13 protein-coding genes are annotated in these 16,935 nt (G+C 32.1%); 7 read left to right on the top strand and 6 right to left on the bottom strand.

What is annotated here, in order from left to right:
• Positions 1-42 precede the first annotated feature (42 nt).
• Positions 43-5,673 (bottom strand): hypothetical protein, encoded by a 5,631-nt coding sequence (locus tag N2712_04155; protein MCX8029171.1) that lies wholly within the window; start codon positions 5,671-5,673, stop codon positions 43-45.
• A gap of 130 nt (positions 5,674-5,803) precedes the next feature.
• Between N2712_04155 and N2712_04150 the strand changes: the two genes are divergently transcribed.
• The gene (locus N2712_04150; protein MCX8029170.1) at positions 5,804-6,520 is read left to right on the top strand and encodes a HEAT repeat domain-containing protein; all 717 of its coding nucleotides are present in this window, start codon (positions 5,804-5,806) and stop codon (positions 6,518-6,520) included.
• A 94-nt stretch (positions 6,521-6,614) separates the two neighbouring features.
• On the opposite strand, the gene N2712_04145 is transcribed toward N2712_04150, so the two are convergent.
• From N2712_04145 to N2712_04130, 4 genes are read right to left on the bottom strand one after another with little or no spacing between them, the layout of a single operon-like run.
• A complete protein-coding gene (locus tag N2712_04145; GenBank protein ID MCX8029169.1) occupies positions 6,615-7,757 on the bottom strand; it encodes an exonuclease SbcCD subunit D in 1,143 nt (380 codons plus the stop codon).
• Positions 7,754-8,476: a polyprenol monophosphomannose synthase gene (locus tag N2712_04140; protein MCX8029168.1), complete on the bottom strand. Its 723-nt coding sequence runs from the start codon at positions 8,474-8,476 to the stop codon at positions 7,754-7,756. Before N2712_04140 ends, N2712_04145 begins: the two co-directional genes overlap by 4 nt.
• On the bottom strand, positions 8,473-9,072 hold the full coding sequence (locus N2712_04135) for a hypothetical protein (protein MCX8029167.1): 600 nt from the start codon (positions 9,070-9,072) through the stop codon (positions 8,473-8,475). Before N2712_04135 ends, N2712_04140 begins: the two co-directional genes overlap by 4 nt.
• A gap of 8 nt (positions 9,073-9,080) precedes the next feature.
• A complete protein-coding gene (locus N2712_04130) occupies positions 9,081-9,410 on the bottom strand; it encodes a hypothetical protein (protein ID MCX8029166.1) in 330 nt (109 codons plus the stop codon).
• A gap of 410 nt (positions 9,411-9,820) precedes the next feature.
• Between N2712_04130 and N2712_04125 the strand changes: the two genes are divergently transcribed.
• The 6 genes from N2712_04125 to N2712_04100 all read left to right on the top strand — a co-directional run bounded on the left by N2712_04125 (position 9,821) and on the right by N2712_04100 (position 15,399).
• Positions 9,821-11,518 (top strand): S1 RNA-binding domain-containing protein, encoded by a 1,698-nt coding sequence (locus tag N2712_04125; GenBank protein MCX8029165.1) that lies wholly within the window; start codon positions 9,821-9,823, stop codon positions 11,516-11,518.
• Between the two features lie 10 nt (positions 11,519-11,528).
• The gene (locus N2712_04120; GenBank protein ID MCX8029164.1) at positions 11,529-12,191 is read left to right on the top strand and encodes a tetratricopeptide repeat protein; all 663 of its coding nucleotides are present in this window, start codon (positions 11,529-11,531) and stop codon (positions 12,189-12,191) included.
• A 4-nt stretch (positions 12,192-12,195) separates the two neighbouring features.
• The gene (locus tag N2712_04115; protein MCX8029163.1) at positions 12,196-12,699 is read left to right on the top strand and encodes a TIGR00725 family protein; all 504 of its coding nucleotides are present in this window, start codon (positions 12,196-12,198) and stop codon (positions 12,697-12,699) included.
• A gap of 103 nt (positions 12,700-12,802) precedes the next feature.
• The gene (locus N2712_04110) at positions 12,803-13,678 is read left to right on the top strand and encodes a flagellin (protein MCX8029162.1); all 876 of its coding nucleotides are present in this window, start codon (positions 12,803-12,805) and stop codon (positions 13,676-13,678) included.
• A gap of 250 nt (positions 13,679-13,928) precedes the next feature.
• Entirely contained in the window at positions 13,929-14,753 is an 825-nt protein-coding gene (locus N2712_04105; GenBank protein MCX8029161.1) for a protein-glutamate O-methyltransferase CheR, read from the top strand.
• 49 nt (positions 14,754-14,802) lie between these two features.
• Entirely contained in the window at positions 14,803-15,399 is a 597-nt protein-coding gene (locus N2712_04100) for a hypothetical protein (protein ID MCX8029160.1), read from the top strand.
• Here N2712_04100 and N2712_04095 read toward each other — a convergent pair whose 3' ends face one another.
• On the bottom strand, positions 15,400-16,197 hold the full coding sequence (locus tag N2712_04095) for an SDR family oxidoreductase (GenBank protein MCX8029159.1): 798 nt from the start codon (positions 16,195-16,197) through the stop codon (positions 15,400-15,402).
• Positions 16,198-16,935 lie beyond the last annotated feature (738 nt).

The raw sequence follows: 16,935 nt of genomic DNA, 5'->3' as shown, positions 1-16,935 counted from the left end.
TTGAGGAATTTTTGCTTTGTTGTTGTACTCAAAAAATTATTACTAAAATACTACTCTTATGTTTATACCTACTTCTATACCTGGTATATAATCAAGAAACTTTTCGTTTACCAAATCATTCTGAACGAAAACTTCTGATAATTGAGATAATAGGAATTTCAAGTATCCACTAAATCTAACAAAATCTGATAGATTAATACTTGTTTCGTGAAAGAAATTCAGCTCAAAAACTTTCCTTCTAAAACTTGTGAATTTATTATTGTTGTACCAAGGATTTTCAAGAGAAAAGTTTAGTTCTTCTTTATTTTCTATAACTGATTTTGCCTTCAGTTTTGTGAATATTATATCAAATTCTTCGTTAGAAGTATATGAAAATGTTAGTAGTAATCTTACGTTGTGAGATATTGAATTAAAGAGTGTTTGAGGTGGTACTAGTCCTATACCGAAATCTTTGTAGAAATTTGGCAAGTTTGTTATGATATCCTGGTATAGATAGGATATTGTATAGGATATTGAAAAACTATTTTGTTGCTCTAGAATCCCAGAAAAAGAAGAAGAGAAACTTGCAGTAGTTTTGAGTATCGAAGCGTTTAGATCTTCTTCTCTTATGACTGACAAAGTGGTTTGGACATCATTTACAGAGATGTTAGTTGATCGCTTGAATATAAACCAGTTTATTTTGTGGATAGGGATGTAGGAAACAGCAGAAAAAGAAGATCTATTTAGTTGTCTAAAACTACTAAGCTCTCTCACTGTAGTAGTTGAATAATCTAAAGAATAATTTCTTGGTATCAGACTCAAGAGTATGTCTTCTTGTGGTATTAGTGATAGAGAAATACCGGCTGAGGAAAATTGATTAACTATGCTTCTTAAATTATACAGGTTGGATACAAAGACTAAAGCATTGCTCAGATTTTCATATCCAAACAAACCTATGTATTCGTAGAAAGGTATTGCAATTACTCCTCTGTATAGGTTATTTGTGTAGAAATCGTACCATTTGAGATTGTAGTCGATACTATTTGCAGAAAATGTTGTGTTATGTGATGAATTGAGAGAAAGTATGCTAAATATCAATCTATTGACATTTATATCAACTTTATACGTAATTCTACCGTTCATTTGAATATCTCTTCTTATCATGTTTGAAGTGTAATTAAAATTAAAGTCTTTAAACTCATAAGATGGGGTTATATAAACATTAGCAAAGTTCATAAGATTAGCATAAGACATGGATAGTGTATCACTTTCATAGACTTCTCTTCTAATACCTCTTTCTCTAAACCCTTCGAAAAGTAAATTCAAAGAATACTGATTTCTTTGGGGTATAGAAACCTTTGATAATTCTTCAACGAAGTTTATAGGTTTGTTTTCAGATGTGTAAAAAGTCTCAGAGTGTTTGAAGTTGTTGTTTATTCCAAAAGATAGGTAGTTGATTCCACTTGAGAGTCCTAGAGTATAAACCCAATTTTGAAATGAAGGTGATGAGAATAGAAAAACATCATTGGTTTTAGTGTTAACGTTTTTAGCATTATAACTTGATGAAAGATCAAGTGTATTACGAAGTGAAAATGTGTTATTTAACAATAATAAGTTGTAAGATATACTTATGGATGAATCCAGTCCGACTTCTTCTGAGATTGTATTTTGTATGAATAGATTAGTCCCTAAGTTTATAAGACCATTTTGTGAGATAGTATTTTGTCTATCTGAGAAGGAGTAAGATAAAGTGGGTAATATAGATAGATTGTGTTTAGCATTCAAGGAATATCTAAATGCTCTTGATGTATTATTGTAGAGTAAATATTCTGGTAGTGTTGGATCTTTTACTGAGTTTTCTCTTTGTATTGAGAAAGAGTGATTTAGTCCTAGTATCTTGAATAGTTCGGAAGAGTGATAGTGAGTATATGTAAGGATATTTGCGTTTTCCTTTCCCCCAGTACCTTTGAAGTTTGGGAATATGTTTTCAATAGACATTACTATATATGGCATTGAAATGATATTAATCCCAAAGATATTTACGTCACCTGTATACTGAAGGTTAAGGGTTGAATTAATAGCGCTACTTATAGACCAATTTACATCTGTCAAGAAAAACTCATTAAACCAGATTTCTCCTATGTTAATAGGTTCGACAGAATTTTCACTAACTCTAACTCCTAGTTCCAAGGCGTTTATATCTCTAAATAAAGGAAAACCTACAACATTCGGGTAGACTGTATCATAGATATTGTTATTAAGGATGAGCTTATAATCTTCCCTTATTCTGAGTTCTAGCCTATTCCAATAATCTTTTCTAAGCCTTGAAATAGGTATGTTGAATTCAAAGTAATCTCTTTCTTTTGATATGAGTCTTACTACTATCACCTCATCCTCGAGTGTATCTCCTGATTGTTTAATCTGTTGTCCTGCTTCATTTACAGTTGGTATAAAAAGATACCATACTAGCTTTGAATAAGGTGATAAGTTTTGGGAGCTATTGAAACTTATATTAACAACACCTTCTCTTCCTCCTTCGTAAGGGACAGAATTAGTATCTATAGAGACGTTTGAAAGAAAATAAGTGATTCTTAGTGATGTTTCATCTATTGATTTTGCTTCGGAGACTGATATTGCACTTGTCCCGTGGAGATATGAGTACTCTTGTAATCGTTCTTTTTCTTCTGGTGTTTTTGCTTCTATGTTGAAAAATCTGTTTTTCAGATACAATGGGGAATCATATACGGAGATAGTAGTAGATTTTATCTGGTAAGGATCTCTGACTAGTATTCCATCGATTTTATAATTCCTTGTTGTTCTAAATTTAAATTGAATTTCATCTACTAATACTCTGCCCTTTAAACCAGCATTCTTTTTCAGTATTATTCTGGATAGATAGGTTTTCTTGAGTATTTCAATCTGAGATGGCGATAAAGAGTTTATATTTATAGACAACTTTTTCCAACCACTACCTTCGACAGTGTTAGAGAATGAGACAAAATTTTCTTCTTTGTCAAGACGTCCGTTTTTGTTAATGTCTTCAGTATCAATTCTACCATTACCTGTGCCTTTTCTGCCACTACCTATCTTAGTTATTACTGTATTAGCATTTGTTGGATCATTGAAATCAAAACCATTCTGAGATGCTGATATTTCAGTGTCTAAGAAATTGTCACCATCTATATCTTCCGAAAAGGTACCCAACTGCAAGAGCAATGTAATTTTGTTTGTATTGTTATCATCATAATTGTTATCAAAATCGTTGTCCATCTGAAGTTTGTATGAAACTATTATTTCGCTTATATCTGATAGATCAACACCTGCTGAACTTAAGAGTAACATAGCACCAACCCAGTTACCGTCAGAAAAGTCATAGTCAAAGACCAAAGAAAACTGAGATACATTAGGAAAGTCTCCAGGAGATAATCTACCGCCACTTGCTATGTAAGGTCCAGGTTTCTGTGAGTATGGTAATATCTGAGATGAAGGTAAATTCCAGGTATAAGACATGAGAGTAAAAGATTCATTTGCGTAGTACTGTCTGTAATCTTTGTAGTAGAGTTTTCCCCTGTTAGTATAAAAGCATCCATCGTTTATTGATGGTGATGATAGAATCCAAGAATCTTCATCTTTTGTCAGCAAGAATGATTTTTTATTAACTTCGAAGTCATCTATTATGACTGCACCAAAAGAATTGGGATTTACTATTGATACAGCACACTCAAAATCAAGATATGTGTTTAGATTTTTGTTTTGTATATTAAAGAGGTTTTTAAAGTCAATTCTATTTACTAGTGAAGTTATTATTCCTGTTTCAGGGGTACTAGATGTAAGTCTAGGAGCTGTTCCTCCACTTTGAGAAATCCAAAAAGCAGTTGATAGCTTACTGTTCATAAAGTCAGATAATTGATATTCCGCTATAGTGCCTAAAGATATTTTCTGGCTACCGCCAAAAAAAGGTCTATATTCATAGGATATTTCTACTCTATCTCCTTCGTTTATGAGTGTTGTATCTCTAAATATTATTCTACCGATTGGGTAAAATATGGTGTATTTGTCCTTTGGTATGAGTACTCCATTTATTCTAACTTCCTCACTACCCTCTACAATATCAAAATCTAATTGGTAAGTTGTTATGTTTTCATAGTATCTGATCCTAAATGTGTATGTTGATTCAACATCTAGAGGGTCTCTATTCAAATTGTATATATTATAGTTAGCATTTGATAAGAAAGGTTGAGGATTATTGAATCTTATGATTCCTCTGGTGACATCAATATAATAGTCAGAAGGTTTGAACTGAAGACTGGTGGATATGTTAGGATCAGAAGTCAAATATACATATATGTCAAAACCTTGAGATAGATTAATGTCGATTGTACCTATTGAGTACAAATTTTTTGCTTCGTAAGGTGAATATCCTATACTTGGTTTAAAAAGGTATAGATACTCTTTATTGTCACTGCCAGTTCCTTTGTATATGTTAGTTGAAAATGTTATAGGTTGTCCTGAACTGTGTGTGTAAAATATAGCAAGAGACTTGTTTATATCTAAGGAGTACTTAAGTTCTATTTCATTATTAAATCTGTCGTATATATACTCATTTCCGGGTATCATTTTCCTGAAAGCTATTCCGTCAATATACAAGTCAAATGGTTCTAAAGAAGACACAGACACTAAAAGTACTATAGATCCTACGTCAACGTTATTGTCAGGTAATTTGAAGAATTTTCTTTTTATAAAATCAATATCTCTTATACTTCTTTCGGATACTCTTTTAGTTCCAGAAAATGATCTTTTTGTAGGTACTGTTGTTGAAAGTGTTCCGATTGCTTCGATAGAAAACTTGTCTCTTTTACCTACAAACTTTATACCTTGTGCAGATCTTGAAATGGCAGTATAATTAACATATTTACTGCTAGATTTTGAAAAGCTTATCTCACCAAAAGTCAGTTCTCTAACAAATGATTCTTCTCTTGTCTGATTAGTTGCTTGTTGTTGAATTAATTGTGGTTGAGTTTGTGGTGATTTTTCAGGTTCTTTGTAAGATACGTTAAATCTATTTATCGCACTTTTCTGATCAAATTCAATATCTACACTGACTTTGTTACCTATCTTGCTAGTTGATAAAACTCTCATATCTTGATTGACATTAAAGTTTTCCTTTATGAAAGAGGAAACAGGAGTTGTGATGTCAGGTGTTCTTCTTATGCTACCATAAGATAAACCAAACAATACATTACCTCTAGCAAAAACTCTACTGTCGAGTTGTTCGATATCAACTGCAACTATAGGTCTTTCAAGCCTATAATATTCTCTTTTCTGTTTCTCATCTTCGATTAGTATTTCTTTGACTATTTCATTGTAGTTTGCTAATCTTTCTATATTTGAAATTGATTTTTCTAGGATGTATTCCTTATCACCATTCTGGAGGTCAAACTGTGGCATTTTTTCATCAACAACATAGTCAAAATAGTTAGGCAATGTTTCTTCTTCAATTTCCTTTACTCTTATTGAGAGTAGGCTTTCATAATCTACTTTGTAATCGTTTGTTAATTCTTTTTCTTCTTCGCTTGTTGTATTTTCTTGTTTACTTGTTTCTTGAATATGGGTATTAATATCTTGTGCTACTGTTAGTGAGAAAATAAGTAATGACGCCAAAAGTGAAAGAAAAATTGATAGAATATTTTTCATAAAGCCTCTGAAATTCTATAAATTCAAGTTATATGAATTCAAGGTTAGGGTTTGTTTTATTTTTTGCTATATATTTCTTGACATTCAATATTAGTTTATAAATAATTTACTTATACGAGAGAGGTAGGATATGAAAAAGTTAGTTGTAGTAATTATGGGTTGTCTAGTAGTATTTATAATATCAAACTATAGTCTATTTGGTGTTCACAACTACCCTGAGAGAAAAGACTTAGAAAAGTATTTTAACAGTTTGCCTGTTAATGAAAGTTCAGTAGACGAGCTATGCAATGCGGCAATGAATAGTGATGACGAAGCAGTTAAGATACTAGCAATAAGAAGATTAGGTGATATGTTTGAGAGAGGTGCTAAGAATTCCATATCTGAAAAAACTTATAAAAAGGCTATAAACACTCTTATAGCTGGTCTTGAAGAAGGTAATGATAGGATAGTTAGAATTGGTGCTAGACAAGTAAATCCATTTTGGGAAGTAAGGTCTGCTGCTGCGGATGCTCTGTCAAAAGTTAAAGATCCATCAACAATTCCAAATCTCATAAGAGCACTGAGATATGATTCTGATCCAATAGTTAAAAGAAGTGTTGCTTTAGGGCTTGGTAAAATGAAAGCTAAAGAAGCTGTACCAGCATTGATAGATGTTTTAGAGACGACTCCAGATCAAGGATTGGCAGGTGATATAGTAAAGGCACTTGGCGAAATAGGTGATAGAAAGGCTTTCGGAGCGTTGATAAAAGTTATAAGAGGGAATTTTATGCCTAAAGTAAAAGAAATAGCTCAGGAGTCTCTGGAGAAAATACAGTGGTCGGAAGAACCTGAAGAAATTATAAGATAACTATTAGTAAAGCCTTATAAACTGTAAGTCAAATTTCGGAATTTAAAATGTTTTATCGCTTCTATCTCTTGGAAATAAATGTTGCCGAAGTTCTTTACTTTGGATTTTCTCTCCAGTGATCTATAATTTCTTCGATTTTCTTAGTTAGTTTTTCGATTTTATCGTCAGTCATTTTTTCTTTCTCTTTACAAAATTTTTTGAAAAAACCGATAACGTCTGATAAATTTAGCTGATCTTTATCTTTTAAATCTCTTTCTACTTCTCTAGATTCTTTTCTTTGTTTAAGTATAATTAAGTTTTTTAACTTAGAATAAGCGGTTCTAATTAGAGATTCCGATATCGTTTCTTTATTTATTTTAATTTTAACAAAGTTTTCATTTTCTTTTTCATCTTCTATGATTTTATCAAGCTCATAATCTTCCTTTACTTCATACTCTACGAAAGTACTCTTTTGTTTTAATTCAACAAAATCCGCTTCGATATTTGATTCGGAGATATCAACAACAATTACACCCTTTTGTTGATTTTTTTCTCCGAAGTCGATCTGAACTATACTTCCTGAATAATAGATTCTATTTTTTAGTATTTCATGATATTTGTGTATATGACCAAGTCCCCAGTACAGAACTCTATTAAAATTAGGTACTTTGTAAATAGAACTGAGTACTAAAGTCTTGTCATCATATCTAACTTCGGTATTTGAGTAGTTTACTCCTTCGATAGTATCATGAGAGAGAAGTACTACGTAGCTGTTATTAACAGTTTTTATTGTATCGCGTAATATCGTTTCAAAAATATTTTGATATTCTCCTGAATACTTGAATCTTGGTATAAAGGGTATTCCAATAAATGCTAAGCCATTAAGATCAAATACTAGATTTTTGGGGTTGTAACTGCTGCCTATGTAAAAATTTTTAAATCTATTGTTAAAAACTTTAGAGAAAATATTCAAGGAATCGAGCTTTTCAATACTATCATGGTTGCCGGCTATAGAAAAAACATATTTATTCATATCTCCGCAGACGTTTGCTATGAACTTGTAAAAGACTTTTTCCACTTTTGATGAAGGTATAGGATTTTCGTATATATCACCTGATATTATCACAACATCTATGTTTCTTTCTTCTATTATTTTTTCTATTTCTTGTACTATTTTTTCTTGTTCTTCTATACGATCTTCGCCTAAGTATGGTACTTTTACTCCTAGATGCCAATCCGAAGTATGTAGTATTTTCATATCCTTCCTAATATTTTATTAATTCTAAGTTTTATGCATTCAAACATAGCTTCAAGTATTATTCTTTTATTCATTTTACTATATCCTTTTTCCCTTTCTTTGAATATGATAGGTATTTCGATTATTTTAAATCCTTTTACGTATGATCTAAACTTTAGCTCTATCTGAAATGCGTAGCCATTTGAATCAATTTTGTCCAAGCCTATTGATTTTAGAACTTCTGCTCTGTAACCATTAAAACCTCCAGTCATATCTGTTAGTTTTAATCCTGTTATTATTCTAGCATAAATTGTACCTAGTTGACTTAATATCAATCTTTTCAAATCCCAGTTTAGCACTCTTATTCCATTCAGATATCTGGATCCTACAACAACGTCGTATTCCTGTAGCTTCTTGTAGAAATTAGGTATTTCCTTAGGATCGTGTGAGAAATCAGCATCCATTCCTAGTAGGTAACCATACCCTTTCTCAATTCCCCACTTAAATCCATCAACGTAAGCTCTACCTAATCCTCTTTTGCCATGTCTTACTATTATATTAACTCTACTGTTATTAGCAAACTTAGATTTAACTATTTCAGCAGTACCATCTGGAGAATTGTCATCAACTACAAGAATATCGCATTTATCAAATGAAATTAGTATTTCTTGTATTATTTCTGAGATATTTTCTGATTCGTTGTATGTGGGAATAACAACTAATAACTTATCCTGATTCATAGTTTTGTCTTAGGTAGTGCTTTGTATATGCTGTTCATCATAACTGGTGTAAACATTTCCACTATTCTGTCAATGGATACATCAATAGTTATGTTTTTGTACTTTATCATGGCTCCACCTTCGATATCTCCTTCAGATAACTCAAATTGTATACCTATCTTTTTTATCTCTTGAGATATGTAATCTTTGTGATTCGCGTAGTCATTTCTTGAAATGATTATAGTAATAGAATCTTTGGCTTTTAACGACTTTATTGATTTATTTATTAAGCGAACTATTAGCTCTTTGTAATTATCCAGAGAAAGTATCTTCTTTTTCAGTGTATATGTTATATCATTTTGTAGTTCCCTCAAAACTTGACTTAGTACTGCGTTTATTTCTCTATTGGTCTCAGATTCTATGTAAAGTTTGTCTAGTAAAATTTTTCTGTTGTAATTATCGACTAGTTCTTTCCTTTTGGACTCAAACTCTTCGTCTATTTTAGATTTTGAGGTATTTAGAATTCTTTCGTACTCTAAGCGAGCAGAAGTGAGTATCTCGGAAATTTCTTTACTGACCTCTTCTTCAAGAACCTTTACTAAATTATCGATAGCCATACTACCCCCTATAATCTTATACCTATTGTTTCTCTTATTACTCTCTTTATCATAGTTTCGTAATCTTCGTACTTTTCTATGTTGTAAATAGGATCAACTTCTACTATTGAAGGTCTAGTGTTTGACAATACAAAATCCTCGAGATCTTTTCTTATTCTTGATGATATATTTTTAGATATAAGTACAGAAAAAATCTTTTTATCGTTTTTAATATTGCTGAGGTACTCGATAACCGTAGTGCTCAAGTTTTGATCATTTGGGTTAACTTGTATAACATCAACTCCTAAGAATTTGAAAATCTCCGAAGTATATTTATCAAATAAACCTACTATTTTCATAGATTTCGGTATTTTCAATGAAATTTGCGGTAGATTTCAAAGATTACTTTTATAAGTTTGTAGGAAGATGAGATAAGCCAGAAAGGTGGGTTGTGAGTTTGCTTGAGTAGTGGATGTCTGGTTTGATAGCCAAGGGATTGAGAATTAAATTGGAGAGAGATAGGAGTAAAGAATTCTGTGTTTTTTATATTTTTTATTACTTTCTAGTTAAGATAGGTTCTACTAGTGTTAGAGGATAAGATTTGGGAAGTACCTTAATAGTTATAAATACTAAATGTTCAGAGTATTGTTTAACGAAAAATACAAAACTCTTGATGAAACTTTAGTCAGTAAATCAGTAAATTTGACATATACTTTACGTGATCATTAAAATAATCACACATCGTATGTAAAAATAGGGTGAACATCTTATGGCTGAGTCTATTGATTTATTCAAGAATGCCTCAATAGTTGAGGGTGAAGTTGTCTTGGTTGGAGAAAGAGATGTATTTATTGATTGTGGATATAAGTCTGAAGTTGCTGTTCCTATAAGTGACTTTGATATTGTTCCGAAGATAGGAGATAAGGTTAGGATAGCAGTTGTGGAAACTTCTAATGGCATTCAAGGATCAAGGTTTGTCGCTGCAAGAAAAGAGAAGCTTGAAGAGCTTAAGAGTAAACTTTCTTCTGGTGAACCTGTTGTTGGTAAAGTTGTTAAAGTGGTGTATAGAAATGAGTCCGTTAAGGATAGTAAAATAAAAGTATTAAAAGGCTTCCTAATTGATCTGGGTACTAATTTAAAGGGATTTTTACCTGCTTCTCAAGCTGATTTAACGAGAATTAGCGTAGATCCGTCATCTTATGTTGGTAAGGAGTTTGAGTTTAAGATAATAAATAAGAAAGAAGGTCAGTTTGTTGTTTCTAGGAAGGCAATTTTGGAAGAACAACTAAAGGCTAAGAGGGAGAGTGTATTATCAAGTATTAATGTTGGAGATGAAGTAGAGGGAATAGTTAAGAAGATATCAGAGAAGTATATTATACTTGATATAGATGGTGTGAATGCTTTGTTACATGTAAGTGATCTTTCTTGGAAGAAAGTCTCGAATATAAGTGATTTAGTACATATAGGCGATAAGATGACTGTTAAGGTACTTGAAGTTGATAAAGAGAAGGGTAGGATTAGAGTTGGAAGAAAGCAGATAGAAAGAGATCCTTTCGAAGAGTTTGTTTCCTCTCACAAAGAAGGAGATATTGTTAGTGGTAAGGTTATTCTAGTTAGAGATAGGTATTGTGTTGTTGAAATAGAAGATGGAGTAAGAGGAGTAGTAAGTAACACTGATTTGTCATGGAACAGAAGACCAAGATCACTTAAAGATGAGTTTGAGGTAGGAGATACCTTGAAAGGTAAGATAATATCCTTTGACAATCAAAGGAGAATTGTAAGGATAGGTGTCAAACAGCTCTTACCAGATCCTTGGGAAAATATTGAAGAAAGGTATAAGAAGGGACAAATTATAAGAGGGAGGGTTAATGCTATAGTAGATAATGCTGTATTTGTTGGTATAGCAGATGGGGTTGAAGGATTGATAAGAAAGAATGAGATTTCATGGAAGGAAGAAGATGTAAATCTAAGAAAACTTTATTCAAAGGGTCAGATGGTAGAAGCACTAATAATGAAAGTTGATAAGAGAGAAAGGTTGTTGATATTGAGTGTTAAAAGGCTTGAAGGTAATCCTTGGGAAAGATTCGCTGAAATGAATCCTAGAGGTAGTGTTGTAAGTGGTGTGGTTAAAGAAATTAGAGATGATAGAATTGTGGTTGATTTGGGTAGTGAAGTGGAAGGTTATATAATGTCTTCACAAGTTTCCCTTGAGAAGGGGATTGATCATAAAGAAAAGTTCAAAGTAGGAGATAGTGTAACTGCTATAGTTACTAAAGTTGTACCTTCGGAAAAGATAGTGGAATTAAGTATAAAGGCTCTCGAAAAAAAGCAAATAGAAGAAGCGAAAAAAGAATTTGTTGTTTCGGAGCCAACAGAAATTAAGAAAGGTACCTTAGCAGATTTACTGAAAACCAAAGGACTTACAATAAAGTCTTCCGACAAGAAAACAAAGAAGAAGTCGAAATAGGGGAATAATAATGGAAAATATAATCAAGATCTTCTACGAGTTAGTTGAGTTTGTTGAGAAAAATTGGGTTTACTTTTTGGTAGGTCTGGGAATTTTAGTTGTGGTATTGGTAATTTCGTTAATATTTTTTGAATCAAGAAAAGCTGAAGAAAGAGCGTTAAAAGATAAATTTGATGTTGCTTATTTTAGTTATGTAAATTCAAGAGATAGTCAAACTTTGGAGCAAAGCTTTCAGAACTTTGTATCTGTATTGCAAGAGATATCTGAGACAAAAAAAGACTACGATATAGTTTCTATTGCAAATATAATATTAGGAGATATCTATTTCAATGACCAGAGAAGACTTTTGGATACAGCATTATCTTATTACTCAAAGTCTACTAATTCGAGATCCGAATTTTTAAGAGTAGTTGCTTTATTCAATGTAGCACAGACTTATGAAGAGATGGGAATGTTTGATAATGCTCTGAAATTTTATAAGGTTATATACGAAAATTATCCGAAGTCTTTCTTATCTCCTATGTCGGTTAGTAAATCTGCTGAGATATATATTTACTTAAATAGAGTTGAGGAAGCAAAACAAATGCTATCTATTATGAGTAATAGGTATTCTGATTCTGAAGCTACAAAGATTGCTAATCTTATAGATTTACTTTTACAAAGCTATAAATAGTTTTATGAACAGAAAAAAGCAGGTCCTTCTAATAGGTGATAGCGGAGAGTTTGAAGATAAGAATAGAGTTGCATATGAAATAGGTAAGTTTGTTGCTAGGAATGGATGGATTTTGATAACAGGTGGTAGAGATGGAGTTATGGACTGGGCTAGTAAAGGGGCTTTTGAGGAAGGAGGAATAGTAGTTGCAATAACTCCTTACGATAGTTTGGATAACGCTACTAAATTTGCTACTATAGTTATACCAACAGGTATGGGATTTGCTAGGAATTATATAAATGTTCTTTCTGCGGATGTAGTTGTTGTAGTAGGTGGTGGAGCAGGCACACTTTCAGAGATTGCTTACGCGTGGCAATTCAACAAACCTATAATCTCTTGTAGCTTTGTTGAAGGATGGAGTAAAGAAGTAGCTGGTAAAAAAATAGATTACAGACAAAGAGAACCTATAATTGAAGCAGGATCTGTTGATGAGGTTTTTAGAAAACTAAGTAAGATTTTAGGATATTAGATTTTGCTTTAAGGTTAAAAACTAAAGGTTTAGGAAAAAGTAACGACAATAATACTGAAATGCTAGGCAAGGATGCCTAGTAAAAACATCAAGGAGGATGTGTATGATAATCAACCATAACATTAGTTCAATTTTTGCCAACCGAATGGTAAAAACCAAAGGTTGGGATGTTGATGCTAATATTGAAAAATTATCCTCGGGTATGAAAATAAACAAGGCCGGGGATGATGCTGCAGGTTTAGCTGTTTCTGAAAAAATGAGATCTCAAATCAGAGGGCTTAGAAGAGCCGAGATGAACGCTGAAGATGGAATTTCGTTTATTCAAGTTGCTGAAGGGTATCTTGAACAAACTACAAATGTACTTCAGAGATTAAGGGAACTTGCAGTTCAGGCATCAAACGGTATATACACCGATGAAGATAGGCTATATATCCAAGTTGAAGTATCGGCGCTTATAGCTGAAATTGACAGGATAGCATCTCATGCTCAGTTTAACGGTATGAACTTGTTGACAGGTAGATTTGCGAAATTCACTGGTGAAAATAATATTACTGGTAGTATGTGGTTACACATAGGTGCTAATATGGATCAGAGAATCCAAATTTATATTGGTACTATGAATTCACAAGGACTTGGTCTCAAAAACCCTGTTGGTAATCCTTTGACAGCTTCGTTCATATCGTTATCTACTCCAGATAAAGCAAATGCTGTTATAGGATTAGTTGATAAGGCCTTAACTAGGGTTAACAAACAAAGAGCAGATTTAGGTGCATATCAAAATAGGCTTATGTATGCTGCTAAATCACTACTAACAGGATACGAAAATATGCAAGCAGCAGAATCTAGAATTAGGGATACAGATATGGCTAACGAAATGAGTGACTTTACAAAGAATCAGATATTGCTTAATGCAAGTATAGCACTTTTAGCACAGGCTAATGCAAGACCTCAAGCAATATTGTCTCTATTGAGGGGATAACAATTAAGGGGCGTTAGCCCCTTTTTAAATTACTTCTTAGTACACTTTAGTTTTTAAGAGAATTTTGGTAAGGATTAATTTAAAAAGAGATATAAGTAGTTGGGATGAATATGAGCTTACGAAAAGGTATAAATGAGTTTGAAGTTGGGATTTTGAAGAATTTCATTTACAATCGAGCTCTTGACAGCATACATCTCAGAGTTTCAGTAGTTGAAAAGGTAGCAATAATAATTTTACACTAATCATTACAATGGAAATTGACATTCAGCAGGAATTGCTCGAGAAATACATAAATCTCATCCATTCTTGGAGTGGTATATATTTTACTAATAGTAACATTTCAGTGCTTAAGAGAAAGATAATCTCTCAGGCAAAACATGAAGGAGTATCATTGGAAGATTATTTATCTGTGATTACAAGGGATGAAGAAAAAATGATGGAATTTGTTGATAGTATAACGACGAACTTTACGAAGTTTTTTAGACATTACGAACAGTTTGAGTTTATAAAGAATAAGATTATACCTGAGCTCTCTCTGAAAAGAGAACAACAGGGAATATATAAGATAAAGGCGTGGAGTGCAGGTTGTGCAACGGGGGAAGAACCCTATTCGATGCTTATTTCATTTCTTGAGTCTTTTGAGGAAAATAATATTAAATCAAGATTAGAGGTAATAGCATCTGATATAAGTCTCAAATGTCTGGAGATAGCGCAGAAAGGTATTTATAATATTGAGAAGCTTCAGGATGTACCCCAATATATTGTGAGTAAGTACTTTTCAAAGTTTGATCAAAATAAAGTTGCTGTAAAAGAAGAGCTAAAGAAATATTTGAGATTTGATTATCATAATCTTTTACACGATAACGGTATAAGAAATGTTGATATAGTAATGTGCAGAAATGTACTAATATACATGGATGAGGAATCAGTTAAAAAGGTTATTGAGAATATATATCTATCTATGAACCCAGATGGATATCTTTTCTTAAGCCCTACTGAGAGTCTTTTTGGAGTGACGGATAAGTTTAAATCTCTAAAGGATGGAAATGTTTTCTTCTACCAAAAGAAAGTCTAAGTTTTTTTTTTGAATTTTTAGAAAAAGTGAACATTCCGAATATTTTTATATGATTAGATTACTTATTTTGGTGCTTTACATAATTCTATTTTCCATTATACCGTTTATAACAAAATCTCAAGAAATAGTTTTCCTAACAAACTATAATCCATATACAAATAGAACTTACTTGATCACAAACTTTACTTATAGAGGTATATCGATTGGAATGATGAGAAGTAATGTTGAGAAAATTATCGAAGAAGATGAGTTTCTTGAAGTCGATGAAACTAGTTATCTAGGTTTGTTTGATAAAGACAAACCATTTGTACTAAAGGCAGTAGCTCTTCCTTATGTTAGGAGTGCTTATTTTTCATTTGACAAAGGGATTTTATTTAACATGATAATTAATTTCAATCCAGCGATATATTCATATTCAGAATTACTCGCAGATGCAAAGAAAAAATATGATTTGCCAACAGATGAGTATCCTAATTTTGCTGTGTGGAGTTTCCCACCGTATGAATTAAGAGTTGAAAAACCATCTACTGTCAAGTTTTTCTTGACAAAAGAGATATCAAACATAATAATAAGAGAGTATGAATCTAGCAAGAAAATAAAAGAGCGAGCTGAATATAGTAAGAAAGAACTTTCACCTTTTAGGTAATTATGATACCAAAAAACCACCGTCAACTGGTATTATAGCTCCGTAAACGTAAGAGAATAAATCACTTACAATAGCAAGTATAACTTTTCCCACGTCTTCAGGTTTTCCTACCCTTTTGGAAGGCAATCTGTTCCAAAACTTAATGCCAGATATAAGTTTTTTTACATCAAATTCAATTATCGCGTTTTTTGCACTAACTTTGGTTCCTCTAGTTACAATACCGCCTGGGAGTATAGCGTTAATTCTAAAACCTTTATTGCTGTATTCTTTAGCTAGTGCTCTGGTTATTGCTATTACTCCTGCTTTAGATGAAGTATAGTGAACAAGTCCTTCTACAAAAGGTATTAGTGCTTCTATTGAAGATACATTTACTATTATTCCTCCCTTACCTCTTTTAATGTTTGATTTTATCATTTTCTGGCACATCCAAAAACATGATTTAAGATTAACACTTATGGTTTTATCTAAAATTTCTTCGTCTACTTCAAGGAAATCTCTAAAAGGATATATACCAACATTATTTACTAATATGTCAGGTTCTCTGTTACGTAAACTTTGCCATAAGTTATCTATTTCTTCCTTTACTGATAAATCACACTTAAATACTTCTATTTCTATCCCTTTAGTACTAAAGTCCTTTTTCATTTTATCAAGTTTGTCTTCTCTAATGTCAACAGCGTAGATTTTGGCACCAGCACTACCCAAAATCTCGGCTGTAGCAATTCCTATACCATCTCCAGCGCCAGTTACCATACATGTTTTACCGGACAAGGAAATTAAAGTCTCTAAGTTTTTCATAATTATCACCTCCATAAAGACATTTGTATAACAAATGTTAACTAACTAACTAACTAACTAACTAGTAGGTTTAACTAACTAGTTAATATAATAAACTAAAATATAAGATTTGTCAAGTTTATATAAAGTAAGGGAATTCAAAAAATTGTGAGATAATTGTATGAGTAGATCAATAAGAAGTTTGTATGGAGTACTAGAATACACCTAATCTGGGATATTAAACATTATACCATTTTTGATACTCTTTTCGACAATCAACGTAGGATGCAGAGAAAACTAATTATCAAGAATTACTACAAAGGCAGAGACATAAAACAAAAGTATGGTAATTGTATTTGTAGATATTGTGATGGTATAAATAGGTTTTTGTAGTGGATTTGGGATAAAACATAATCTGTAGCTTGTGAGGATGTTGAGAATATGAGAATTGATAGAGTCAGAGAGGCTATCAAAGTTATTATGATAGTAATAGCTATGAATAAGATACACAACAAGATAAAAACACACTTTTAGAAAGGGTTGTGAAAAAGATTTTATGGATTACGGATATTAACATAAACAACTACAAGGTTAGTGTGTTGATTAGTAATCTGGGTACTGAGTGGGAAAATAGTTAAGTGTTGAGTATACAAATGTCATTAAAGGATTTGAAGAATTCGTGGTTGTTTATGTTCGTTGGATGTAGGTGTAAAAATTTTATCTTTTGTTTGTTCTTTGTTTCATGAGTAGAGGAATAAT

The sequence above is a fragment of the Brevinematales bacterium genome (assembly GCA_026415355.1).
Taxonomy (GTDB): Bacteria; Spirochaetota; Brevinematia; order DTOW01; family DTOW01; genus SKYB106.
Note: the sequence above shows the minus strand (reverse complement) of the source record. Positions and strands in the feature narration are given on the sequence as shown.

What these genes read in the sequence shown, in the direction of transcription:
- N2712_04130 (MCX8029166.1), bottom strand. Translation starts at nt 9,410, where the DNA reads ATGAAAATAGTAGGTTTATTTGATAAATATACTTCGGAGATTTTCAAA.
- N2712_04095 (MCX8029159.1), bottom strand. Translation starts at nt 16,197, where the DNA reads ATGAAAAACTTAGAGACTTTAATTTCCTTGTCCGGTAAAACATGTATG.
- N2712_04115 (MCX8029163.1), top strand. Translation starts at nt 12,196, where the DNA reads ATGAACAGAAAAAAGCAGGTCCTTCTAATAGGTGATAGCGGAGAGTTT.
- N2712_04135 (MCX8029167.1), bottom strand. Translation starts at nt 9,072, where the DNA reads ATGGCTATCGATAATTTAGTAAAGGTTCTTGAAGAAGAGGTCAGTAAA.
- N2712_04155 (MCX8029171.1), bottom strand. Translation starts at nt 5,673, where the DNA reads ATGAAAAATATTCTATCAATTTTTCTTTCACTTTTGGCGTCATTACTT.
- N2712_04125 (MCX8029165.1), top strand. Translation starts at nt 9,821, where the DNA reads ATGGCTGAGTCTATTGATTTATTCAAGAATGCCTCAATAGTTGAGGGT.
- N2712_04145 (MCX8029169.1), bottom strand. Translation starts at nt 7,757, where the DNA reads ATGAAAATACTACATACTTCGGATTGGCATCTAGGAGTAAAAGTACCA.
- N2712_04150 (MCX8029170.1), top strand. Translation starts at nt 5,804, where the DNA reads ATGAAAAAGTTAGTTGTAGTAATTATGGGTTGTCTAGTAGTATTTATA.
- N2712_04140 (MCX8029168.1), bottom strand. Translation starts at nt 8,476, where the DNA reads ATGAATCAGGATAAGTTATTAGTTGTTATTCCCACATACAACGAATCA.
- N2712_04100 (MCX8029160.1), top strand. Translation starts at nt 14,803, where the DNA reads ATGATTAGATTACTTATTTTGGTGCTTTACATAATTCTATTTTCCATT.
- N2712_04105 (MCX8029161.1), top strand. Translation starts at nt 13,929, where the DNA reads ATGGAAATTGACATTCAGCAGGAATTGCTCGAGAAATACATAAATCTC.
- N2712_04110 (MCX8029162.1), top strand. Translation starts at nt 12,803, where the DNA reads ATGATAATCAACCATAACATTAGTTCAATTTTTGCCAACCGAATGGTA.
- N2712_04120 (MCX8029164.1), top strand. Translation starts at nt 11,529, where the DNA reads ATGGAAAATATAATCAAGATCTTCTACGAGTTAGTTGAGTTTGTTGAG.